At 64.5% G+C, this 22063-nt stretch carries 18 protein-coding genes; 15 read left to right on the forward strand and 3 right to left on the reverse strand.

Annotated features, from left to right (window positions below; genetic code table 11):
• Positions 1-57: 57 nt before the first annotated feature.
• The 8 genes from DCO49_RS04110 (at position 58) to DCO49_RS04140 (ending at position 12776) form a co-directional block, all read left to right on the forward strand.
• Entirely contained in the window at positions 58-708 is a 651-nt protein-coding gene (locus tag DCO49_RS04110) for a hypothetical protein (protein ID WP_116862933.1), read from the forward strand.
• On the forward strand, positions 701-4447 hold the full coding sequence (locus DCO49_RS04115; RefSeq protein ID WP_116862934.1) for a phage tail length tape measure family protein: 3747 nt from the start codon (positions 701-703) through the stop codon (positions 4445-4447). Before DCO49_RS04110 ends, DCO49_RS04115 begins: the two co-directional genes overlap by 8 nt.
• Positions 4444-4860 carry a hypothetical protein gene (locus DCO49_RS04120; RefSeq protein ID WP_116862935.1) on the forward strand — a complete coding sequence of 139 codons (417 nt, stop codon included), beginning with the start codon at positions 4444-4446 and terminating at the stop codon, positions 4858-4860. Before DCO49_RS04115 ends, DCO49_RS04120 begins: the two co-directional genes overlap by 4 nt.
• A gap of 3 nt (positions 4861-4863) precedes the next feature.
• Entirely contained in the window at positions 4864-8469 is a 3606-nt protein-coding gene (locus DCO49_RS04125) for a hypothetical protein (RefSeq protein ID WP_116862936.1), read from the forward strand.
• 368 nt (positions 8470-8837) lie between these two features.
• The gene (locus DCO49_RS20105; protein ID WP_133249385.1) at positions 8838-9479 is read left to right on the forward strand and encodes a hypothetical protein; all 642 of its coding nucleotides are present in this window, start codon (positions 8838-8840) and stop codon (positions 9477-9479) included.
• 1110 nt (positions 9480-10589) lie between these two features.
• Entirely contained in the window at positions 10590-11615 is a 1026-nt protein-coding gene (locus DCO49_RS20475) for a hypothetical protein (protein WP_243402655.1), read from the forward strand.
• The gene (locus tag DCO49_RS04135) at positions 11605-11838 is read left to right on the forward strand and encodes a hypothetical protein (protein ID WP_116862938.1); all 234 of its coding nucleotides are present in this window, start codon (positions 11605-11607) and stop codon (positions 11836-11838) included. Before DCO49_RS20475 ends, DCO49_RS04135 begins: the two co-directional genes overlap by 11 nt.
• A gap of 146 nt (positions 11839-11984) precedes the next feature.
• Positions 11985-12776, forward strand: a complete 792-nt coding sequence (locus tag DCO49_RS04140) for a DNA adenine methylase (protein ID WP_116862939.1) — start codon at positions 11985-11987, stop codon at positions 12774-12776.
• Between the two features lie 3 nt (positions 12777-12779).
• Here the strand turns inward: DCO49_RS04140 and DCO49_RS04145 are convergent, their stop codons facing one another.
• Positions 12780-13445: an SOS response-associated peptidase gene (locus DCO49_RS04145; RefSeq protein ID WP_116862940.1), complete on the reverse strand. Its 666-nt coding sequence runs from the start codon at positions 13443-13445 to the stop codon at positions 12780-12782.
• 265 nt (positions 13446-13710) lie between these two features.
• Between DCO49_RS04145 and DCO49_RS04150 the strand changes: the two genes are divergently transcribed.
• The 6 genes from DCO49_RS04150 to DCO49_RS04175 all read left to right on the forward strand — a co-directional run bounded on the left by DCO49_RS04150 (position 13711) and on the right by DCO49_RS04175 (position 19130).
• Positions 13711-14229 carry a hypothetical protein gene (locus DCO49_RS04150; RefSeq protein WP_243402658.1) on the forward strand — a complete coding sequence of 173 codons (519 nt, stop codon included), beginning with the start codon at positions 13711-13713 and terminating at the stop codon, positions 14227-14229.
• A 251-nt stretch (positions 14230-14480) separates the two neighbouring features.
• Positions 14481-16289, forward strand: coding sequence for an AAA family ATPase (locus DCO49_RS04155; RefSeq protein WP_116862941.1), 1809 nt, complete (start codon positions 14481-14483; stop codon positions 16287-16289).
• Positions 16290-16562: 273 nt separating this feature from the next.
• Entirely contained in the window at positions 16563-17129 is a 567-nt protein-coding gene (locus DCO49_RS04160; protein WP_133249386.1) for a DUF998 domain-containing protein, read from the forward strand.
• Positions 17130-17154: 25 nt separating this feature from the next.
• Positions 17155-18096 (forward strand): ADP-ribosylglycohydrolase family protein, encoded by a 942-nt coding sequence (locus DCO49_RS04165; protein ID WP_116862943.1) that lies wholly within the window; start codon positions 17155-17157, stop codon positions 18094-18096.
• A gap of 44 nt (positions 18097-18140) precedes the next feature.
• Positions 18141-18476: a DUF4124 domain-containing protein gene (locus tag DCO49_RS20480; protein WP_243402656.1), complete on the forward strand. Its 336-nt coding sequence runs from the start codon at positions 18141-18143 to the stop codon at positions 18474-18476.
• Positions 18477-18860: 384 nt separating this feature from the next.
• Positions 18861-19130 carry a hypothetical protein gene (locus tag DCO49_RS04175; RefSeq protein ID WP_116862944.1) on the forward strand — a complete coding sequence of 90 codons (270 nt, stop codon included), beginning with the start codon at positions 18861-18863 and terminating at the stop codon, positions 19128-19130.
• Positions 19131-19159: 29 nt separating this feature from the next.
• Here DCO49_RS04175 and DCO49_RS04180 read toward each other — a convergent pair whose 3' ends face one another.
• Both DCO49_RS04180 and DCO49_RS04185 read right to left on the reverse strand, forming a co-directional pair.
• Positions 19160-19924 (reverse strand): thioesterase family protein, encoded by a 765-nt coding sequence (locus DCO49_RS04180; protein ID WP_116862945.1) that lies wholly within the window; start codon positions 19922-19924, stop codon positions 19160-19162.
• A 62-nt stretch (positions 19925-19986) separates the two neighbouring features.
• A complete protein-coding gene (locus DCO49_RS04185) occupies positions 19987-21054 on the reverse strand; it encodes an alpha/beta fold hydrolase (protein WP_243402657.1) in 1068 nt (355 codons plus the stop codon).
• Between the two features lie 173 nt (positions 21055-21227).
• Between DCO49_RS04185 and DCO49_RS04190 the strand changes: the two genes are divergently transcribed.
• Positions 21228-22061: an AraC family transcriptional regulator gene (locus DCO49_RS04190; protein ID WP_116862947.1), complete on the forward strand. Its 834-nt coding sequence runs from the start codon at positions 21228-21230 to the stop codon at positions 22059-22061.
• The last annotated feature ends 2 nt before the right edge of the window (positions 22062-22063 follow it).

Below are 22063 nucleotides of genomic sequence, written 5' to 3' on the forward strand. Positions count from 1 at the left end.
TCGGCGAGGGGAGGGCGCCCGAGCGGCGCCCTCCCGGCATGAATCAGGAAGGGCTTCGTGGCATCCAATCGCGCCAACAACCTGCTCAAGTACTACGTCAGTGGCCGTCGCGCGAAGGGCTTCCATGGCCTGACCGACCTGGCCGGCGAGGTGCTGAATCGCTATGACCTGTCGGTGCAGCGGGCGTTCATTGGGCTGCAGCGGCGCGCTGGGCCGGCCACCACGCAGGAAGTCCGGGCGTCCTACAACATCCGCGCCTCGGCGCTTCGCGGGAGGTACCGCGTGGAGACCGGCGAACGCGGCTACAGCACCGGCAAGCGCGGCAGGGATGACTTCCTGGCGATCTGGGCCAGCACCCGGCAGATCTCGCTGATCGAGTTCGGTGGTCGCTGGGCGGGCCGGAAGTCCAAAGGCGCGACGGCCAGCATCGATCTGGGCGAATCGAAGACATACGAGGGCGCCTTCATCGCCACGATCAAGGGCCGCAAGGCCATCCGGGTGCGCAGCTGGGATCGGGCGCAGCAGAAGCGGCATGGCCGTGGGCCGGTTCGTATCCTGCGCGGGCCCAGCCCGTTCGAGATGCTCTCCGGTGCTGACGGTAACAGCCGTGCGCTCACTGCGCGGCGCCGGCTCATGGATCGCTTGCATACCACCTACGTGACTGAACTGCGCCGCCAGTGGCGCATCAACGGAAGCTCCAATGGCTGATCGGCTGGAAGAAGCAATTCGGGTTGTCATCGAGACCCAAGGTCGCGAGGGCGTGGATGAACTGCGCGCGGCGTTCGGCGACCTGGGCGATGTATCGGTCGAGACCGCCAGCAAGGCCACCAAGCTGCTGGACTCGCTGACCGGGCTGAATGAGGCCGCATCCAAGGCGGACGCCTACGACGGCATGCTGACCGACCTTGCCGAGCTGGAAAAGCAGTTCGGAGCCAACCAGCAGGCTGCGCTGTCCCTCAGCCTCAGCATCGGCGAGATGGAGAAGCCGTCGCGCGAGGTGCTGGCTGCCCAGCGCGAGCTGCGCAAAGAGGGGGAGCGCCTGCAGAAGGCGCTCACCGAGCAGTGGGACGCGGTTGCCAAGGCAGATACCGAACTGTCCTCGCTCGGCGTCAACACGGCCAACCTGGCCGACCACCAGCAGCGGCTGCGTATCGAAGCCACTCGCAGTGCGGCCGCGCTGACCGAGCAGGCCCGTGCCGCAGCCGCCGAGGCCGAGGCCGGCCGCCGCCGCAAGCAGCAGATCGAGGAAGGCGAGGCCGCCTTCCGCAAGCAGGCCACCACCAGCAAGGCCGCCGCGAAGTCGCTGGCCGAGTACCGCGAGCGCGCCGCTGATGCTGCCGCCGGCAGCGGCGATCTGGCCTCGGCCACCGAGAGCACTGTCAGCTGGTTCGACAAGCTGAAAGCGGTCGCGGCGGGTGCGATCGCGTTTGTCGGCCTGAACCGGGTTGTCGATGGCATCAAGGCCATCGTGAAGGAAGGCAGCGACGCCGAGCAGGAGCTGGCGCAGCTGGAAGCCGCTCTGCATGCCACGGGCCGCACCAGCGAGTTCACCGCCCAGAGCTTGGCTGCGATGCGCCAGCAGCTGCAGAGCGGCCTCTTTGATGATGGGCAGATCAGCGCGGCGCAGGTGCGCCTGCTGTCCTACACCAACATCGTGGGCGAACAGTTTCCGGCTGCGATGCAGATCACCATCGACCAGGCCCAGCGGCTGGGCATGTCGCTGGAGCAGTCGGCCGAGACTGTGGGCAAGGCGCTGCAGACGCCTTCCAAGGCGATGGAGAGCCTGAGCAAGCAGGGCTTCACGCTGGATGACAGCCAGAAGGCGTTGATCAAGAGCCTGGAGGCGACCGGGCAGGTTGCGCAGGCGCAGTCCATCATTCTGGACATGCTCACCGAGTCCTACGGTGGTGCTGCTGCCGCCGCCAAGGTGGGCACCATCGCGGGCCTGTGGAAGACCGCCACCGACCGCTTCAAGGACTGGAAACAGGAAGTCGCCGACCAAGGCGTGCTGACCTACTTCAAGGAACAGCTGACCACCCTGCTGACCACGCTGGATCGACTGGCCGCCGATGGCAGCCTATCGCGATGGGCCAAGCAGACGGCCCAGGCCATCATCACCATGGCCGAGGCGGTGAAGGGCACCACGCAGTGGGTGGTCGACCACGCTCGCGTGATCGGGCTGATGGCTGCCGCATATGCCCAGTTCAAGATCGTGGGTGCCCTGATTCAGCTGAACGCGTGGCGTGCTGGACTGATCGCGGCCACGAATGCCCAGATCGCCAACAACGCCGCCGTCGCAAGTGGCGGGCGGGGGATTACCCGCTTCGGTGCCTTGTTGCGAGGCCTGCCGAAGGCCGTGCCCATCACCGTCGCCGTGCTGGGGCTGGAAGCGGCCATGGGTGGCCTGGATGCGCTCAAGACCGTCGCCCAGGACATCTGGAAGCACCACGACCCGGCTCTGAAGCGCGCTGGCGAGGCGCAGCGGGCCTACATCAATCAGGTGCGGGACTCGGCGACCGAGCTGCGGCGGCAGTCGCTGGAGTTCATTGCCTATCGTGACGTGGTCATCAAGTCGGCCGAGGAAGTTTCCAGGCTGGGAGAGGCCGAGCGGCTTGCCTACGAAAAGCGCATATCTGGGCTTGAGCAGTACCTGACCGCGCAGGAAGGCTACCTGCTGATGCAGCAGAAGTCCGGCATGGCGACGGCTGAGCAGCTGCAGCAGCTGGGCCAGGTGACGCAGCAGCTGCTGGACGTGTCGACCGGATTCGCGGCGCTGCGCACCGGCGTCCAGACTGCGGCCGATGCGATGAAGAACGGCATCGGCGGCGCGGCGCAGCAGGTTGTGACGCAGCTCGAAGGCATCGACAGCAATGCCAAGCTGGCGAACGAGTCCATCCGCAAGATGTTCTCCGGTCTCAACTTCGCCGATACCGCCACGCTTGCCTCCGTAGGCGAGGCATTGGGCTTCATCGCCACCCAAGGTGGCGCTGCCGAGCGCAACGTGCGTGACGGGCTGCTGGCGACGCTGCAACAACTGTCGGGTGAAGAGCTGGCCCGCTTCCAGGGCGCTGCCCAGGCAGCGTTCGACTCATTGCCGCAGGCCGCGGTGAATGCCGCGGCGGTGCTGGAGACGACGCTGCTGGCCGCGATGACCAAGCTCGGCGTGGCCTCGGGCCAGCTGGGGGTCAGCTTCACCCAGGCGGGGCGGGATGCCATTGCAGCCTTCGGCGCCGTCACTGAGAACGCGGTGGCCACAGGTACCCAGATCGAGGCGGCCTTCAAGGCCGCGCTGGGCAACGTCGCCACGCTGGATGAGGCGCGCACGCTGGGCAACCTGCTGCAGGCCGCCGGCGAGCAGGGGCGGGTGGGCTTCGATTCCGCAGCCCGCGCGGCCTCGGCGCTGCGTGCCAGGCTGCGCGAGATCGAGGCGGGCCTGAATCCGCTGACCGATGAGTTCCAGCGCCTGGGCATCCAGTCGCAGCAGTCGCTCAACGCTGCACGCGATTCTGCCTGGGAAGCTTTCGAGACTATCCGCAAAGGTGCAGCCAACGGCAAGGCATCGGTCGAGGATGTGCGCCGTGCATTTCGCGCCTATGCCGACACCGCCAAGGCCGCGGTGGCGGACAGCGATGCCTGGCGGCGTGCCCAGGTGCAATCCCAGCTGGATGTGCAGGGCGCCGTCTATGACACTGCAGGCTCGCTGGAAGACCTTGGTGCCAAGGGCGAAACGGCCATGGGCCGCGTCGAGCAGGGTGCGCAGAAGGTCTCTGGCGCCCTGCGGGAGGTCAAGCAGGCATCGGATGAGGCGGGTAGCGGGGTCGAGCGGGTGGCCGAGGGCGCAGCGGCAGCCGGAAACAGCTTCTCCAGCGCATCGTCAGCTGCTGGCGGCTTCTCTCTCAACATGGGTGAAGTCTCCGAACGAACCCGTGAGCTGCTTTCCCAGATGAGCGGACCAAACGGCCTGCAGCAGTTCGCCAACGTCTGGAACGCGTTGTTCGAGCAGCGGCAGGACCTGGCGAAGTACACCGAGAAACAGAAGAAGCTGCTGGACGGCATGGAAGAGATCTCCGGCAAGCGAAAGGAACTGGCCGAGCGCTTCGACCTGGTCGGCTCCAGCGAGCTCGACGCCATCGTCCAGCTGGAAAGCCAGATCGAGTCCAAGCGCCTGGAGAAAGAGCGGGCTGCAAAGCAGGCAGCGGAAGAGCGCCGCCGCGCCGCCCTGGCTGAGGCTGAGGCCCAAGCCAAGGCGGACGCCGCCCGCATCCAGGCCGGCGATAACAAGGAACAGGTCCTGACTATTGACTGGAAGGCTCCAAGCAAGGAAGTGGTGGCCGGCGCCACGGCGGCCGAGATGCAGCAGGCCGAGCGCATTGCGGGCCTCGTCGCTCCCATCGTGCTGCGCAGGATCGAGCGCAGCCGCGCGGTCTCGGTAAGGGGCGCGCGATGAGCCGGGTTGTGCTTGCCGGGATCGAACTGCCGGCGGATCTGCAGTGGGCCGATGAGTTCACCGCGTGGCGCATTGGGCAGCAGGTCCGCACCAGCCTGAGCGGGGCGCTGATCGTGCAGGAGTCGGCGCGGCAGTCCGGTCGGCCGATCACCCTGCAGACCACCCGCGACGGCCAGGCGTACGTCGGCCCGGTGCAGCTGGATGTGCTGCGCCAGCTGCAGGAGCTGAGCGGCCAGCTGCAGGTTGCCCCTTTGACGCTCACCCTGCCGGCGCACAACGGCGGCGACCGCACATTCCAGGTCCGGTGGCGCCGGACTGAAGGGGCTGCCGTCGAGGCTGATCCCTGCCGGTTCGCGGTGCCGGCGCTCGACGCCGACTACTTCTCCATCACTCTTCGCCTCATGACGGTCTGACCAATGACGATCCTTGCAACCGATATCAAGATGCGCCAGTCGCAGCGCCTCACCGACAACCCTGATGGCGGCGGCCGTATGGTCCAGACCGAGATCGTCGATGGCGCCATGAACAACCTGTTCCCCGACATCGGTGATGAAGAGCGGACCACTGGCCGTTCCACGCTGCGCAAGATGTTCGTGCACGTGGACACCCCGGGCCCGGACGTGCTGAAGGATGCGATCGCGGTGCTGATCGATCCGCCCTCCGACCCGCGTGTCACCGTGACCATGTTCGCCACCGGTTCCTACAGCGACGTGCGTCTGGACGCCAAGAACCGTGTGGAGAGCTACATCACCCGCGGCACCGAATCGCGGTTCATCCTGCTGGGCGACCACTTCATCGGCCAGATGACGATCCAGGTCTACACCACGAAGGATGCGCCGAGCCCTGACATCAACGACAACCTGAGCCTGCTGACGGCGGCTGCCTCGGGCCGCGACCCGGGCGAGCAGTACGTGCGGGTGAAGAACGTGCTGTCCCGGACCACGCGCACGTTCACGGATGACCAGGGCGCCTTCGAGCGCGACGTGCTGGTGATCGAGCTGGTCAACGCACTGCTGCTCAACTTCTACGGCCAGGAAGTCATCCGCTACTCGGCCACGAAGCCCGGCACCCGTGTCTATGAGACCAACGTGGTCGACGCCACCAGCTACCACAGCGTGAAGCGGCTCACTGCCGCAGGGAAGCCCGGCGACCTGTCGGTTCAGATCGACTCGCCCTATGTGCCGATTGTCCCCACCTCTACGGCAGAGACGGCGGTGAGCGACGTGCTGGCCGGCATGGGCACGCTGAGTCACGTTCCTTCGGGGCCGGCCAACAGCCTAGCGCTAAACTTCAGCAGCGACTTCGTGGCGGGTGTGGCGGTGACCCGCTTCCTGGGCACGGGCATGGCCGTAGGAAGCGTTAAGGTGCTGGTTGGCAGCATCGAACTGACGGACGATGGCACAGGTGGTCTGGCCTCTTCCGCTGTCACGCCTTGGGCAGGCTCCGTCGACTATCAGTCCGGAGCTGTCTCGTTGGTTCACTCAACCGGTGTGGGCAGCACCAGCGTCAGCATCACCGCGACCCCGGCCGGCACCATACCCATGCAGGGCTTCACCGATGAGATCGCGGTGACGCAGAACAACCAAGGCATGGTGTGGCTCGCCCAGCTGGAGCCGCTGCCGGCACCGGGTACTGTCGTGGTGGACTACCGTGCGCTCGGCCGCTGGTACCGCCTGACCGACAACGGCCGCGGGCAGCTTGTTGGCAAGCCGGGCCAGGGCAGCGGCACCATCAACTATATGACCGGCTCCCTGGTGCTGACCACCGGAGCGCTGCCCGACCTGGACAGCAGCATCATCAGCGCTTGGGGCACCTCGATCATTGCCGAGGCCCGCACTGGCGACGCCAACATCAAGGCGCCATCGCTGCGGTTCCTGCTGGGGCACGAGGGTGCAATTCCCGGCACTGTGCGGCTTACCGTGCGGGTGGGCGGCGCGGATGTGAGCGTGACCGACAACGGTGTCGGTGGCCTGCTGATCGCCGGGCAGGTTCGCGGGTCAATCGCCTATGCAACGGGTGAGTGCCTGCTGCAACTGGATACGCTGCCTGACGCCAACACCCAGCTGGCGGTCAACTACGATTGGGCGGAGTCGCTCCACGCCGCGCCGCAGCCGGTGCCAGACGGTAACGGTCTGGTGTCCTTCGCGCTGCCGCAGGGGCCGGTCAAGCCGGGCTCCGTGATGCTGGACTGGGTCATTACCGTGATGCGGGACGCCTACGATCTGGCCTCCGCGCCGCAGCCCATGCGCGTCATCGCCAAGGACGATGGCAACGGCAACCTGGTGGCGGTCTCGGTAGGCGACACCGCCGCGACCACCGCGCTGGGAGCCATCAATTACAGCACCGGTGCGGTGACTCTGCAGGCCGGCAAGTTCATGGTCCGCCAAGTGTCCTACCCGCAGTATGAGCTGCGCTCGGGGCGGCTGAAGCTCGTCGGCTACGGCCGCACGGACGTACTGGCACAGTTCTCGGCCGGCACGCTGGTCTCAGCCGGCTGGACGCTCGCGGGTGCTGGGGCTGAATCGGCTGAAGAATCGCTGCCGCTTCCGCCGGTGTCCCTGCAGCTGACGCCGACCATCAGCGACAGCATCGTGCCCGGCAGCGTGAGGTTCACGTTCCGTGGCCGCACCTACGTGGACCGCAGTGGCGGCCTCTACCACACCGTCGATCCGCTGACCGGGGCGGGCGTCTACGCCGGCACCATCGACTACACCGCCGGCGTGGTCAGCCTGACCCAGTGGCTGGCCGGCGGCGCCAACGCCGTGCAGATCCAGTCCCTTCTGACGCGCATCGGCGACCCGGGCGTTGCCAACAGCTTCTTCCGCGCGCCGGGTTCGCCGCTGCGGCCGGGCATGTTCACGCTGCGGTCCAACCGGCTGGACGGTGAGCTGCTCACAGCGACGGCCGACATCAACGGGGTGATCTCCGGTGCCCAGATCCGCGGCTCGGTGGATTGGGAGAGCGGTGTCGCCAAGGTGCAGTTCGGTCAGTTGGTGCCAGTGGCTGGCAACGAGGGCCAGCCCTGGTTCGATCCCGACCTGGTGGAGGGTGACCAGATCTGGCGGCCGGCGTTGGTCCAGGCAGGTTCCATCTACATGGGCGCGGTGGTCTATCGCTCGATCCCGCTGTCGGAGGTCGTCATCGGCCTGTCGTCTGTTCGCTTGCCAAGCGACGGCCGCGCCCCGGCCTTCAAGCCTGGGCAGACGGTGCTGATTCACCACACGGCCAAGCACGTGGTGGCCTTGCCGCAGGCGAACCAGACGGTGTCCTTCGGTCGCGGCCGGGTGGCGGCCATCGAGGTGCGTGACGCCCTCGGCGCTCCCGTGGATGCGGCATGGTTCGTGGCTGACCTGGACGTGGGCACGCTCAAGTTCAGCGATCCGTTGAACCTCTCTGCCTACACGCTGCCAATTACGATCAGCGAGCGCGTGGAGGATCGGCGGCTGGTGGTTCAGCCGCAGATCACGGGTGAGATCGAGATCAACACCGGCCTGACCCACGACTACCCGGTGGGCGAGGCGATGATCAGCACCGCGCTGCGCTTGGGCGAGGCGAATGGCTCGCTGGATCTGCAGGCGCGGGTGGTGAGCCTGTTCGATCAGGCGACCTGGTCGAATGTGTGGGCGGATCTGCCGTCTGGCAGCGTGGCCCCGGGCACTTACAACGACACCGACTATCCGCTGGTGGTGACCAATGCGGATGCAATTACCGAGCGCTGGGCGTTGAGATTCACGTCATCCACGCAATACGAAGTCATTGGCGAAACGGTCGGTACGATCGCGGCAGGTGATACCAGCTCCGATCTAGCTCCGATCAATCCACGAACAAGCGAACCTTACTTCCTGATGCGGCGAGAGGGGTGGGGCGCTGGCTGGTCGGTAAACAACGTGGTGCGATTCAACACGATTGGCGGCCTTGCTCCCGTTTGGATGATACGAACCACGCTTCCCGGTACCCCGGAGGGTGCTAAGGATGCAACCCGAATTTTGGTTGTTGGCAACACGACTGGAGAAGGACGATGAGCGCTACTGCTTTGGTATACCGGAGCACAGATCCAGGCGCACCCCAGCTCGCCGGCCTGCCTGGAAGTCTTACGTCTTTGCTCGATGCTGTGCTGGTGAATGGCTACGGAGTGGGGGCGACAGCAAAGGCTGGGGCTGGCTGGAAGATTGCCTTCAGTGGATCTGGGCGGCGCGTGTATAGAAACGACACATCGTCCGGCTCTGGGACCTATCTTCAGGTGGATGACTCTGGCAGTGATTCGAGAATCGCTCGGGTGCGGGCCTACGAGACTATGTCTGCGATGGATGTTGGTACTGGGCCGTGCCCAACGTTGGCTCAATCGAGCGAGGGCCGCATATGGGTGAAGTCAGGTTCTACTGATTCTGAGGTGAGAAACTGGCTGGCGATCGCGACTCGCACATCCATCTACTTCTTCACCTCAGCCAATGGAGTCAGCGAGGAGGGCTATGAGCGCGTAGCCTTGATGCCGCATTTCGCCGGCGACATTAGTTCGCACAAGGAAGGCGACCCTAGCAGATTCATGTTGATGGATAATGCCTACGCTTTCTATGAGACTGGGTTTGTCAATGGATTCACGGTTCCCGCAGGACATTGGGGCAATCCCGACGTCATGCCTGGAGTCGGTGTCGGAAACCTCATTCGGTCGTTCACCTTGAAGGACGGCGCCGTACCGGCGGCGATTGCGAAGTCTGGAATAGGGACATACTCGTCAGACAGGTTGGCGCTCGGGGGCGTGGGGGCTCCCTTCCCGGATCCCGTCACCGATGGCTTGCTGCTTGAACGCGCACTTGTGTGTGAAGGTCCGGGCGTCGTTCGCGGGTACCTTCCTGGTGTTTATGTGCCTTTGCATGTCCGGCCATTCGCTGATTGTGAGATCGTCAATGACGTTGCAGGTGTTGATGGCGCGGTACTGATGGCGAAAGCAACATACGGTGCATCGGGCTCCAGGCCGGTGGGAAATCAGGGCTACTTCGGACAGTTCCTCTTCGATCTGTCCACGCCATGGTGAGCCGATGAGAACTCTTCATTTCGGGATGAGCGTAAGTCCGCGATTCAGTGATCGCGGGTCGTACTATCTTGGGGGTGATCCTCCAAAGACTAATGACGAGCTTGGCGATGTTGATGGGCGGACTAAAGTTCTCAATCAGCCGAGAAGCGTTCGGGTTCGAGTCCTGGATAGGAGGCTGATGCGTGTCGTTGCTGACATCGAGTCGGCTATGGACGGGACTTGGCGAGTCGAGTTCATTGCGGATAAGGAATATCTGGTGATCGGCCTCGATGAAGACGGAAAAGTAAACGCTGCTATCCAAGATAGAGTGAGGCCAAGTCCGATGGTGCATGACTAATGTCTGGAGTCGACGCGGGGCTGAACTTGGGCCCTATCTCTCCTTCACCAGGCTCACATATCAGTTTGAATTTGGGCTGGGAGTGGACTGATGAACCTGTTGAACCCGTGCGTCGAGATCTCACGCGGGGCGCCGGATTGGTCTGGGCGGCTGGCAAGAGAGTTCGTTTGCACCAGCTATGTACTTGGGTGTCCTCCCGGCCCTTGGCGCTCTCTGCTGCCATTGGTTGGAGTACATCACAATCGCTGGGTTTGAGTGCTGGTTTAGCTTGGCAGGCATCCTCGGTTGTCAAGCGTAGCCTGATCTCAGGCTGGCATACTGAAATGGCTGGTCGGGCGATGGTTCGAGACATGGCTTGGACGGCCATGCGTGCGTGCGACAGAGAGGTGTCCGCTCCCTGGATTTCTAAGTTGCCCAGTCACCGTTCCGCACGGCTGCTGGCGTGGCGTCATCAAGGATTCGAGCGCCGCGGCGTCGGCCTGTGTTGGGGCTCAGATCGCCCAACCGTGGGCGCCTTCGCCGCAGCCAGTTGGCGTCATCTTGGTTTATCGAGAGTTGCTGCGACGCTGAGGTGGGGCATAGGGCGGGGATTGCCTTGGGGGGTGAGGCCTAAACCGTCCCCGATACCCGAACCGGAGCCCTCGCCATTTGCGTCTGGAGGCCGTGTCCCCTTGGCTCTCGGCTGTGACCCTGTCGCAGCTTTCGCTGGCGTGCCGCTCAATTTGGGCGTAAGCGCGTGTTACCTGGTTCGCCCCCATCGCAGGACCTATGTCGTGATAAATACCGTCTCTCTTGTCCGCCTCCCTGATCGCACTCGCATCGAGGTGACCCGTGTCTCACTCGGCGCCAGTCGGGGAACCTGGGGCTGGACGTTCGACATCGAGCTGGCCGATCCGCAGCAGCTCGCGCTGCTGAAGCCCACCGCAACCGGGCCCAGGCAGTTCGAGGTTGCCCTCAACGGCTACGTCTGGACCGGCATCATCGAGAGCTTCCAGAGGCAGCGGGAGTTCAGTGGCGGTGGCGTGCGCCTCAGCGGCCGCTCCCGTACCGCGCTGCTCGCCGCGCCCTATGCGCCGGCTCGGGTCAAGGCGACAACAGAAGAGCGCAGCATGGCGCAGCTCGTGGCCGAGGAGCTGGCCGACACGGGCTTCACCAGTGAATACGACACCGTCGACTGGAACGTGCCGGCCGGTGCCTGGTTCTATGACGCCAGCACGCCGCTGGATGCCATCAGCGCGCTCGCGGAGGCGAGCGGGGGCGTCGTGCAGTCGGACCCCGCCGCGCTCGCCATGCGCGTGCGGGCGGCCTATCCGGCGAGCCCCTGGGATTGGCGCACCACGCCGCCCGACCACGTACTGCAGGAGGACATCGTGCTGACCGAGAGCCTGCAGATGCGCAGCGCGCCGCTGTACGACGCCGTCGTGGTGACGGGCGAGGTGGCCGGCAAGGGCGTCACCTGCAAGGTGCGCAGGTCGGGTGAAGAGGGGCGGCTCTATGCCCAGCAGGTCAGCAGCCCGTTGATCAGCGTGCCGGCTGCCGGCGCGGAGCGTGGCAGGAACATCCTGTGTGATCGCGGCGAGCAGGCTGCCGTCGACCTGACGGTGCCGCTGTTCGCTCAGCCGCTCAAGCCTGGCGAAGTCGGGCTGGTGCTGCCGCTGGATCTGGTCGAGGTGGTTGGTGCTGATGGCACCTGGCACGGGCAGTGCGAGTCGCTGCGGATCGAGGTCTCGGCAGACGACCAGGCCGTGGTGATTGAGCAGACGGCAACCCTGGAGAGGCACTACACCGATGCGGACTGACCTGTGGGACCAATTCGGCGACCTGGTTGGCGGCAGCCCGAGGCTGATCGCCACCGTCACCGCGCACAACTCTGATGGCACGAGCAGCTTGACCACCTACGACGGTGTACAGATGCGGGCCTTCGGGCAGCTTCCGCTGGCGCTGCCCTACAACGTGTGGGTGCGTGGCGGCCGGCTGGTCGAGGCTGCGCCCAACCTCCCGCTCTACGAACTGACTGTCTAACGAAACAGGGCACTGCCCGGGTGCCGGCAAGCACCCGGGCAGTGCCGCAACACAGGTGATCTCAGCACCTGGCATTGGCCGCGTCCCTGTCGCCCTCGAGAGCGGCTGGGATTGTCGGCCCTACCCATCGCAAATCCTGAGAACCCATGACCAAGCCCATCATTTCCTGGCCGGGCGGCAAGCGCCGCCTGCTGAAGCACCTCTATCCACACTTCCCTGAGCACGACTGTTACGTGGAGGCATTCGCAGGCGGCGCCGCCTCCCTCCTGATGCGCCCGTACCCGGCAGCGACGGAAGTGCTCAACGACATCAACGGCGAGCTGGTCGGACTGTATCGCTGCGTCCGGCATCACCTGGATGAATTCGTGCGCATGTTCCGCTGGTCGCTGGTGTCGCGGCAGATGTTCGAGTGGGCGCAGATGGAGCGCCCCGAAACCCTGACCGACATACAGCGGGCGGCCCGCTTCTACTATCTGCAGAAGCTGGCATTCGGCGGAAAGGTGCAGGGGCAGACGTTCGGCGTGGTCACCACGGGAGGTCCGCGGCTCAACCTGCTGCGGATCGAGGAAGAGCTCAGTGCGGTGCATCTGCGCCTGGCCAACACCATCATCGAGTGCCTGCCGTGGCAGGAGTGCGTGCGCCGTTATGACCGGCCCGGCACGCTGTTCTATCTGGACCCGCCGTATTGGGAGACTGAGGGCTACGGCGTCGACTTCCCCTTCAGCGAGTACGAGGCGATGGCAGAGCTGATGCGCAGTGCTGCTGGCCGGTTCGTCGTGTCGATCAACGACCACCCGCAGATCCGCGAGGTGTTCGCTGGGTTTGACCTGGTGCCGCTGCAGCTCGACTACTCGATTGGCGGAGGGCAGGGCCGGGGGCGTAAGTTCGGTGAGCTGATTATCAAGAGCTGGGACGATAGGCAGGCGGCCCTGCTGTAGAGCTCAGGCGACAGGTTCCAGCAGCCCCTCGGTGTTGTTGCGGGGGGTGTTGACCGCTCGGCTCACGCGGTAGGCCTCCATGGCAGGGGTTTGGCTGGCCAGCAGCAGCGCCATGGCGTCGTCGGTGCTGGCTGCCATCCAGTCATCGATCTGGCCAGCCTGAAGCCATACCGGCATGCGGTCGTGGATGTCGGCCGACACGCCGCTGCTGTCGCCAGTGATGATCGTGAACGTGCCCAGGTTGCCGTCGGGCAGCAACGGGCTGGTGTCCTCCCAGAGGCCGGCCGCCAGCAGCGGGCCGGCGGCATGGATGAACCACGGGTCCTTCTTCCCGTCCTCGGGGCTCACCGACCATTCGTAGTACCCAGCCATGGGGATGACGCAGCGGCGCTTCTTGAAGGCAGTCCTGAAGGCGTTCTTCTCGGCCACCGTCTCGATGCGGGCGTTGATGGTCTTACCCTGCAGGCCCTTGGCCTTGGCCCAGAACGGCAGAAGGCCCCAGGCCATCCGGGTGACCTGCCGCCCTTCGCCGCGGTCGAGGATGATCGAGGCCCGCTGGGTCGGGGCCAGGTTGTAGCTCGGTTCGATGCTGGCCAAGCCGGGGGCGAGATCAGCCAGGCCGGGCTGGCCAAAGTCGACAACGGGGAGCTGGACGAATCTTCCGCACATGGCCGGAGGGTAGCCCTGCCGTCCGTGCCCGGCGCGTGTAGGGGCATGCCGACCCTGTGTCGCGCGGTTGCCCGATGGCGGCCAACGGCGGGCCGGCGCACTCTGGCCATGCCGGACCCGGGGCCACTGGCAGCTCAGCCTGGGGCCGCCTGAGCAGCGCCGAGCCGGCACCAAGTCAACCAAGCTCGAGTCGACTCGACTCTCCGCAGTTCAATGGTTCAGGCAAGTGCCTGCCGCGTTCGCAGGATCTGCGACGGCCGTGCGTATGCTCCTCGCCATGCTTCCCTCGCTCGGCTACCAAGGCTTCCGCACCGCCCCTATCCCGTCCGGATGGGTCCAAATGGGCGAGCGCTGGGCGCTGTGGTGGAACGGGCGCGAGGTGGCCAGCGTCACCCCGACGCGCGAGGGTGGCTACCGCCTGCACATGAACGCCCTGAAGATGTGGCAGACCAAAAACGCCCCGGTCGCCAGCATCCGGCAGGGCAAGCGATTCGCCGAGCGCTGGTGCGGCGCCAGGCTGTTTCCGGACCTACCCCTGCGAGAGGCGGTCGTCTGCTTGACCGACAACACACCCATCATTCCGGCGCAGCCGCTGCCCGGCCTGCCTCCGACGCGCGAACAGCAGCTGCAGGCCCAGCGCCTGGACGAGGCTGCCGCTGCGGCAGCTGCTCGGATCAGGGAGGCCCTCGATCCTGTCCGGCCGCCGGCGCAGACCAAGCCCAGGGCGAAGGATCCGAGGAAGGGGCGACTGAGTGCGAGTGGGCGTCAGTATCCTCGGGTTTGATGGCCCGGCTTCCAGAAAACTCCGCCTGTTCCTCTTGTGCGGCAAGGGCTGTGGCGGTCTAATTCCAGAAATGAATTTAAGTTTAGCCATTGGATTTGTTGCAGCATAAGGCAGACTTTTGATCTTTTCGCCACTGCTCCGCGACATCTCGAGCTGCGTGTCTTGGCAACGGGAGTCATGAGCGGAACTATTGCTAAGTCTGGAGGATTTCAGTAAAAGCGTGGTCTAACCATAAAGGTGATGGAGCACGCATGCTGCAAAATGTCCAGATCTCAGGATCCCAGGCTCGCCGATACGGCCTCGTAGATCACAAGATGAGCGGTTTGGATCGCTATGTCGTTCTGGCAGGAAAGAACGGTAGTGGCAAGTCAAGGATACTCAATTTCGTTAATGATTGTCTCAATAGCTATCACCGAAGATCGGGTGATTCCGACGATGCTCTGGAACGTAACGCCGCCGCATTCCATACAAGTTTTGCCGCTGGGCAAATAGAGGACGATCACACTCTTGCTGATTACGCGGCCGCGCTCCATGTTCGGCGGAATTTCATTTTCGAGGGTGCGCCAGGCGTGCCGCTAAAGTTTACTCCATCGGCAGCAGATTTCGTCGATCCGGGTGAAATGACCGACAATGCTGTTTGGCAAAGTGCATTGCAGTTGGCGAAGTCGCATGCTCCGGACTGGAATCGCCAGGTCTTGCCCTATATTAAAGCGATTTTTGATCGTCACTTTAATTCCTCACACGGAACAATTCGGTCAGAAGGTGTGAGTTCCGAGGATGCGGAAAAGTCTTTCTCAGCTCTGGATGGTGCGATTTTCTCCTTCCTTGGGCAGAACCTAAAACGGGATGAGCGTGGCCGTCCTATGTTGTTTGGGAGGCCTGTTGCTAAAGCGAGGCTGTCTTCTGGTCAGATGGTAATTCTGCAGCTTATCGCTGCCTTGCATGCAAAGGAGGCGGGAATAGGTGGCGCGATATTGTTTATGGACGAGCCGGAGAATCATCTTCACCCATCCGTTCTGGTCGACTTGCTGCGTCATATCGAGACTTCCGCCCCGCAGGTTCAGGTATGGATTGCGACGCACTCAATACCTCTTCTCTCATTTATAAACTCCCGGAATTCAAGAAGCATCTGGTCTGTTGTGGATGGAAAAGCTACTCGGGCGGGTAGAAATCCAATGATCGTCATATCTGATCTATTGGGAGATGCCGAAAATATCGCTCGCCTCGGGTCTTTCTTGTCATTGCCTGCGCAGATTGCGGTTAATAATTTTTCTTATCAATGTTTGATGCCTCCTGCTGCTGTATTGACTGGGCCTGACGATCCACAGCTGAGGCAGATTCGTGAGGCATTAGGTAAAATTTCCGCGAGCGGTGATCTTAAGATCGTCGATTACGGTGCTGGAAAAGGACGCCTGGTTGACGCGCTGAAGGAGGGTGGATCAAGAATTTCATACCATGCATATGATTTCTATGTGGAGGATGGCAATGAATGCAAGGCGGCCATCGATCTTTACCATGGAAGCCATGATGGGCGTTATTTCAATAGCGATCATTCAATGCTTGGCAAGCTTGGCGCGGGTACTGTTGATTGCATAATTCTGACAAACGTACTTCATGAAATTCATCCTGATAAATGGCCATATCTCTTTGGGCAAGGCTCGGTGGTTTTCAGGTTGCTTAAAGATGATGGCTTCATCCTCATCGTGGAGGATCAGCGTCTACCTATTGGGGAGCGCGCTCACAGCGAAGGATTTTTGATACTCGATACTGCTGATCTTCGCGAGCTGTTCTGCATCTCTGGCGATGACGTGTCAGATGATGGTTTCTACGCTGCCAGTGAGCGCGATGATAGGCTGACGGCGCATCTTATTTCGAAAAAGAGGTTGGCTTTCCTGACTCCGGCGTCTCGTAATGCCGCTGTGAGGAGCGTCACTGAACATGCGCGCAGCAAAATTGAAGAGCTGCGCGGCTCTCAGCATGATTTCGTGAAGGGCCTTGAGTTAGCGCTTTGGACCCATCAGTTTGCCAACGGGATGTTGATGCTGAAAAAGTGGGAGTAGTGGTTGATTCCCGACGGCCGTCCACCGGTCCTGTTCGGTTGTACACGAAGGTGGTCACGACGGGTGGCTGGAAGGAGCAAGTTGTTGAATAGTATGTATTTACGTCGGATTGCAAATCCGTTTACAGCGGTTCGATTCCGCTTGAGGCCTCCAATTGAAAAGCCCTGACTCCGGTCAGGGCTTTTTCTTTGGGCCGCCCCCTGCCAAACCGCACTCCTCGCCAATAAGCGCCCCTGCTAACGTCCGCGGTCACACTCAGGAAGAGGGCAGGCAGTGCGCGCGTTGGCAATCCGGCAGGCAATCTACCTTCCCCTCGGCGCGATGTTCGCCGCAATCGCGTTCGGCTTCACCGTGCCCGGCTACAGCTCGCTCTCGCAGCACCTCAGCGAGATGGGCCTGATGCCGGGCCTGTCGGCAAATATGTTGACGGCCTGCATCGCGGTCAATGGCGCGGCCATCCTCCTCTTCAGTCTTGCGCTGCTGGGCTGGGGCCACCGCTTCGCACTCACCGCGCTCACCTCCACACTGTTCGGCGTGGCCATGCTCAGCAACGGGGTGTTCACCACCGGCAGCCCGCTGCACGGCATGTACTCCATCGGCATCTTTTCCATCCTGACGCCGCTGTTGTTCCTGGTAGAGCTCGGTGCCGATGCCTCCAGGCGCATCGCCTGGGTGGCGCGCGCCACGTCGCTGCTGGGCATGGCTTATCTGTGGTTGATGCTGTCCGGTTTCGATCCGCAGCCCTGGCATGGGCTGACCCAGCGCATCGCGCTGCTGCCGGCATTTGGCTGGTATACGTTTGCCGCTCTCGAACTGAGACGGGTGTCCGGGAACGCCTGATGCCGTGTCTGGTTACACTCGGGGCATGAACCAGATCGACAACTTCCGCGGCGCATTGCTCGGACTGGCCTGCGGCGATGCCGTCGGCACCACGGTGGAGTTCAAGCCGCGCGGCAGTTTCACGCCGCTCACCGACATGGTCGGCGGTGGCCCGTTCAATCTGAAGCGGGGGCAGTGGACCGACGACACCTCGATGGCGATGTGCCTGGCCGAAAGCCTGGTGCGTTGCGGTGAATTCGACCCACGCGACCAGATGACCCGCTATGCCAACTGGTATCGCAACGGTTACTGGAGCGCGACCGGTGAGTGCTTCGACATCGGCATGGCCACGCGCGCGGCCATCGACCAGTTCCTGCTCAGCGGGCAGCCGCTGTCGGGCAATGAAGACCCGCGCAGTGCCGGCAATGGTTCGATCATGCGCCTGGCGCCAGTGGTGCTGCGCTATGCCGGAACGCCGGAACTGCCGGCGATGGCCGAGCTGAGTTCGCGTACCACTCATGCCGCGCGTGAATGCCTGGACGCATGCCGTGTGCTGGCGGCTGCGATCGAGCGTGCGCTGGACGGGCAATCGAAGCAGGCTGTGCTGGATCTGCGCGACATCCCTGTGCACGGCGAACGCCTGCAGCAGATCGCCGCCGGGCAGTACCAGCAGGCAAGCCGTGAGCAGATCCGCGGCAGTGGCTATGTCGTGGACAGCCTGGAGGCGGCGTTCTGGTGCTTCCACCGGCACGACACCTTCGCCGCTGCGGTGCTGGAAGCGGCCAACCTGGGCGACGATGCCGATACCACCGCAGCGGTGCTCGGCCAGTTGGCCGGTGCCTTCTACGGTGCGGCCGGCATCCCCGGGGACTGGCTGCAGGTGCTGGCCATGCGTGCGGAAATCCAGATGCTGGCAGACGCGTTGTGTGAACGGAATCGCGTTGCACGGGCTGGCGGGGGCTTTGCCGTTGCCAGAGAGCCGTCGTAGCGTACGAGTCAGCGGGCCACCACGGCCACGGACAGGAGGTCTGGATGAACGCGAATTTCGGTATGGTCCTGGTGCTGTTGCTGCTGGCACCGGGGGCGTCGGCGCAGGTTTACAAGTGCAAGGGCGCATCGGGTGAGACGGTCTATTCGCAGGACCCGTGCGGTGCCGGCAGCGAGCCGATGAAGCTGCGTTCGAACCGCGCCGCATCCGAGAGCGCTGGCGAGGCGTCCAATCGCGCGGCGGTGTATCCCACCGCCGGCATGAGCGACGCGGGCATCGCCGAGCGGAACAGCCTGCAGGGGGAGCAGGCGCGCATCTACGGCCCGCTCGAAGCGCGGACGCAGGCCGTCAACCGGCAGGTCGCCGAGCTGGATCGATAGTTGGCAGACGCCCGCAGTGCACCTGCTGAGGCCAGCAGCCCACTGTCCACTGCCACGCTCGAATCGGGCATCCGTGCGCAGCTATCCAGCCTGCAGCAGTCGCTGAGTTCTGAACGCGTTGCCGCCGATGCGCAGATGTCCGCGGCGCGCGAGCGCTGTGCGTCCGCACGCCGGGAGCAGGAAGACCGTGTCAATCAGCAGTACGCCACGCCAGCCGGGTCCTCGTCCTGAGGCGGCGCTGACCGGGCCGGGTGGGCGCCAGGTCGTGACGCAATCAGTCTCAAACCGTCACGACATGGCAAAGGGGTATGGTCAAGGTCCACGTCTTCGGGGGCAGCAATGGCAAGCAGGGACATGCAGGACCGCATGCGCGGCAGGCCAGCGATGAGCAGATCCACTGCGGAGGTGCGCTGGCTGACATTCCGGCTCAAGAACGGTCAGTCGATCGGGCCGGATCAATTGAAGGACGGCTGGGTGATCGCGGCCGAAACGCGCCATTGCGGCGTGCGCCGTGAGAGCGTCGAAGGCTCGGGCCTGGTCTATGCCCTGTATGGCCCCTCCGATCTGCCATCACCGCGCCGCGCTGAACTGCGCATGCGCGATTTCCTGATGCGCTCGGGTTACACCTTCACCATGGGCACGCTGGGCGGCTGACGCCGCTCGCTGCATCTGCGCGGCTGCGCTCAGGGGCGAACGGTCAGCACTTGGCCGATGCTGCCGATCGGGCCACGCTCGTCGTGCAGCACCGTGCTGGTCAGGCCGATGCCTTCGCTGCCGAACGAGACCGAGGTGTCGAAGCCCAGCCAGTCGCCCTGCGGCGTGCCGAACAGGTGCACGGTCAGGTCCAGGTTGGGGAACGCGATGTCCTTCGGATCGGCGCGCACGGCCATGCCGTTGGACAGGTCGAACAGGGTGGCGGCGCGTGCCAGCGGGCTCACCGTCTCGCCGTCCAGCAGCGCCCGCTTCGCGCGTGCCCAGTAGGTCGCACGGCCGGGGCCGTGGTCATCGCGGCGGATCTCCACGTTCTCGATGAAGCCGCCCGGCCACACCGTCGCCGGGTCCCATTCGGGCATCGTGTCGGCAGCCGCGATGCGCGTCAGCGGGGTGCCGGCAATCGCTGCGGTATCGTTCGGGCGCATCAGCCACGCACGCACGCGCAGGGCGGCGCGATCCTGGTGGCTGAGGGTGGCTTCCACCAGTTCGATGGTGCGGCCGCCGCGCAGTACCTGCACGTGTGCGTCCATCGCTTCGATTGGAATGGTGCCGAGGATGTCGTAGGACAGGCGGCCGATCAGGAAGCCGTGGCCGCGCGCGGCGGCGTCGCGTTGCAGGTGATGCGCGAGCAATCCCATCGCTGGGGCGATGTGCTGCTCGTTGGTGTTCCAGGCGCCGCCCACATGTGCGGTCGGCAGGTAGCGGGTGTCGCTCAGTCGTTCGAAGAAGGCCATGGGCTCACAGGGCAATGGAATGAGGTACGCGACGCGCGCTGCGCCGTGCCTCCATCGTAGCCTCAGTGCGCGGAAGCCGCCTTCAGTGCGTCCACCACCTGTGCGCCGGAGAAGCCGCAATGGCCTTCGCCGGCGGGAGGCAGTACATGCAGTTTCGAGGCGCTGCCTGCACGCGCTGCCAGCTGCGGATACACCGTCTGCATGCGCGGAACGATGCTCGGATCGCCATGGTTGAACTGGATCACCAGTGGCCGTTGCAACGCGCCGTTGAGTGCCAGACGGTCGCGCACGTACGCATGCCCAGCGGCACTGGCCTGCACGCGTTGCACGCCCGCGTTGAAGGCTGCGTCGTCACCGAAGCCGCTGTAGACGATGCCGATGTTGCCGGCGGGCATGCCACCGGCGCGCTGTGCCAGTTCGTGCAGGACCAGCGCATGCAGGCTGATCGCACCGGCCAGTGCATCGGGTGCGACCTGCAGGCGCGTAGCGAACTGTGCGGACTCTGCCGGACGAGTCGCCAATGCGGCAGCGATGCCCTGGTACAGCGCCATCTGCGGCAGCGCGCCGGCCTCGCTCGACAGCAGGCCGCCGGCCGGCAGGCCTTCGGCCTTGGGGAAGAAGTAATCAAAGGCCGCCAGGGTGGTGAGCAGGTCCCGGGCCAGCACGTCGCCTGGCAGGTTGGCGCCGCACAGTGAAATGCCACCGGCATAGCTCTGCGGATGGCGCTCCAGGCTGGCCACGGCGACCGCGCCGCCCATCGAGAAGCCGAGCATCCAGGTGTGGCGCACGTGCGTGAGTTCGTCCAGCGCGTGCTGGCGCAGGCGCTCCATGTCGGCCACCGCATCGGCCACTGCCCAGCCCTGGCTGGAGTAAGCACTCTGGGCGACGGCGTAACCGGCATCGAGCAGTGCCTGGGTGCTGTCTGCAGCCGCCATCGGCGTCTCGCGCGGCACGCCCACCGGCTCATAGCCATGGGCCAGCATCACCAGCTCGCCATTCCACCGTGCGGGCACATCCAGCCGCCAAGGTGCGCCCTGCAGTTCACCGCTGAGCGTGCGCGGCGCTGGCGGCGCGGCCGCGTGCAGGGTGCTGGTCGGAAGCAGACCGATCGCCAGGATCAGGGAGAGCATGGCGTGCATCGCAGTCATCCGTGCAGGGGTGCGCCGAGCATAGGGCCTGGGGGGGGGGGCACGCGCGCTGCGCTGCCGCAGTGTTGGGCAGCATCGCGGTTCTCGCCGGCGTACCGACGAATTCGATACGATGGGTCGCATCAACCATCACCTGTTTGATCCGGAGTCCTGCCATGGTCGACCGCCTTGCCATTCTGCTGGAACGTTTCGCGGTCAGCGCCTCGGTGTTCCATGCCGGCGCGCTGTGCGGCATCAACAGCCTGCCGGGCGAGGATGAGGCCGGCCACCTGCACCTGGTGCGGCGCGGACCGGTGCAGGTCACGCATGGCCAGCACACCGTGCAGGTGGATGTGCCCAGCCTGCTGCTGTACCCGCGGCCGATGCCGCACCGCTTCAGTACCGACCCGCAACACGGGGCCGACATGGCCTGCGCCAACCTGCATTTCGAAGGCGGCCGGCTCAATCCGATCAGCCCGGCGTTGCCCGATTTCATCTGCATGCCGCTGACGGATCTGTATGGCGGCAGCGCCGCGCTGGATCTGCTGTTCGAGGAAGCCTTCGAGCAGCGTTGCGGGCGCACGGTGATGGTCAACCGACTGTTCGAGGTGGTGATGATCCAGGTACTGCGCCAGTTGATGGAAGGTGGGCAGATGCGCGGCGGCCTGTTTGCCGGGCTCGGCCACCCGCGCCTGCGCCTGGCCCTGGTGGCCATGCACGAGGCGCCGGCGCAGGCCTGGACGCTGGAGGACCTGGCCGAAACCGCCGGCATGTCGCGCAGCGTGTTCGCCGCCAGTTTCCGCGAGGCGATGGGGACCACGCCGGGCCAGTACCTGCAGGGCTGGCGTGTCGGCCTCGCCCAGCAGGCGCTGCGCCAGGGGCGGCCGTTGAAGCGGATTGCCGACGACGTCGGTTACGGCAGCGAAGCCGCGCTGTCGCGTGCGTTCAAGGCGCACACCGGGCAGTCGCCACGGCAGTGGCGCGAACAGGATCGCGCCAGCGCCGCCTGAGT

It is taken from the genome of Stenotrophomonas sp. SPM, from assembly GCF_003105135.1.
GTDB lineage: Bacteria > Pseudomonadota > Gammaproteobacteria > Xanthomonadales > Xanthomonadaceae > Stenotrophomonas.

Coding starts and splice junctions, on each gene's coding strand:
- DCO49_RS04120 (WP_116862935.1), top strand. CDS start 4,444: ATGAGCCGGGTTGTGCTTGCCGGGATCGAACTGCCGGCGGATCTGCAG.
- DCO49_RS04125 (WP_116862936.1), top strand. CDS start 4,864: ATGACGATCCTTGCAACCGATATCAAGATGCGCCAGTCGCAGCGCCTC.
- DCO49_RS04185 (WP_243402657.1), bottom strand. CDS start 21,054: ATGCTCTCCCTGATCCTGGCGATCGGTCTGCTTCCGACCAGCACCCTG.
- DCO49_RS04155 (WP_116862941.1), top strand. CDS start 14,481: ATGCTGCAAAATGTCCAGATCTCAGGATCCCAGGCTCGCCGATACGGC.
- DCO49_RS04115 (WP_116862934.1), top strand. CDS start 701: ATGGCTGATCGGCTGGAAGAAGCAATTCGGGTTGTCATCGAGACCCAA.
- DCO49_RS04135 (WP_116862938.1), top strand. CDS start 11,605: ATGCGGACTGACCTGTGGGACCAATTCGGCGACCTGGTTGGCGGCAGC.
- DCO49_RS04145 (WP_116862940.1), bottom strand. CDS start 13,445: ATGTGCGGAAGATTCGTCCAGCTCCCCGTTGTCGACTTTGGCCAGCCC.
- DCO49_RS04165 (WP_116862943.1), top strand. CDS start 17,155: ATGAACCAGATCGACAACTTCCGCGGCGCATTGCTCGGACTGGCCTGC.
- DCO49_RS04150 (WP_243402658.1), top strand. CDS start 13,711: ATGCTCCTCGCCATGCTTCCCTCGCTCGGCTACCAAGGCTTCCGCACC.
- DCO49_RS04180 (WP_116862945.1), bottom strand. CDS start 19,924: ATGGCCTTCTTCGAACGACTGAGCGACACCCGCTACCTGCCGACCGCA.
- DCO49_RS20480 (WP_243402656.1), top strand. CDS start 18,141: ATGAACGCGAATTTCGGTATGGTCCTGGTGCTGTTGCTGCTGGCACCG.
- DCO49_RS04175 (WP_116862944.1), top strand. CDS start 18,861: ATGAGCAGATCCACTGCGGAGGTGCGCTGGCTGACATTCCGGCTCAAG.
- DCO49_RS04140 (WP_116862939.1), top strand. CDS start 11,985: ATGACCAAGCCCATCATTTCCTGGCCGGGCGGCAAGCGCCGCCTGCTG.
- DCO49_RS04190 (WP_116862947.1), top strand. CDS start 21,228: ATGGTCGACCGCCTTGCCATTCTGCTGGAACGTTTCGCGGTCAGCGCC.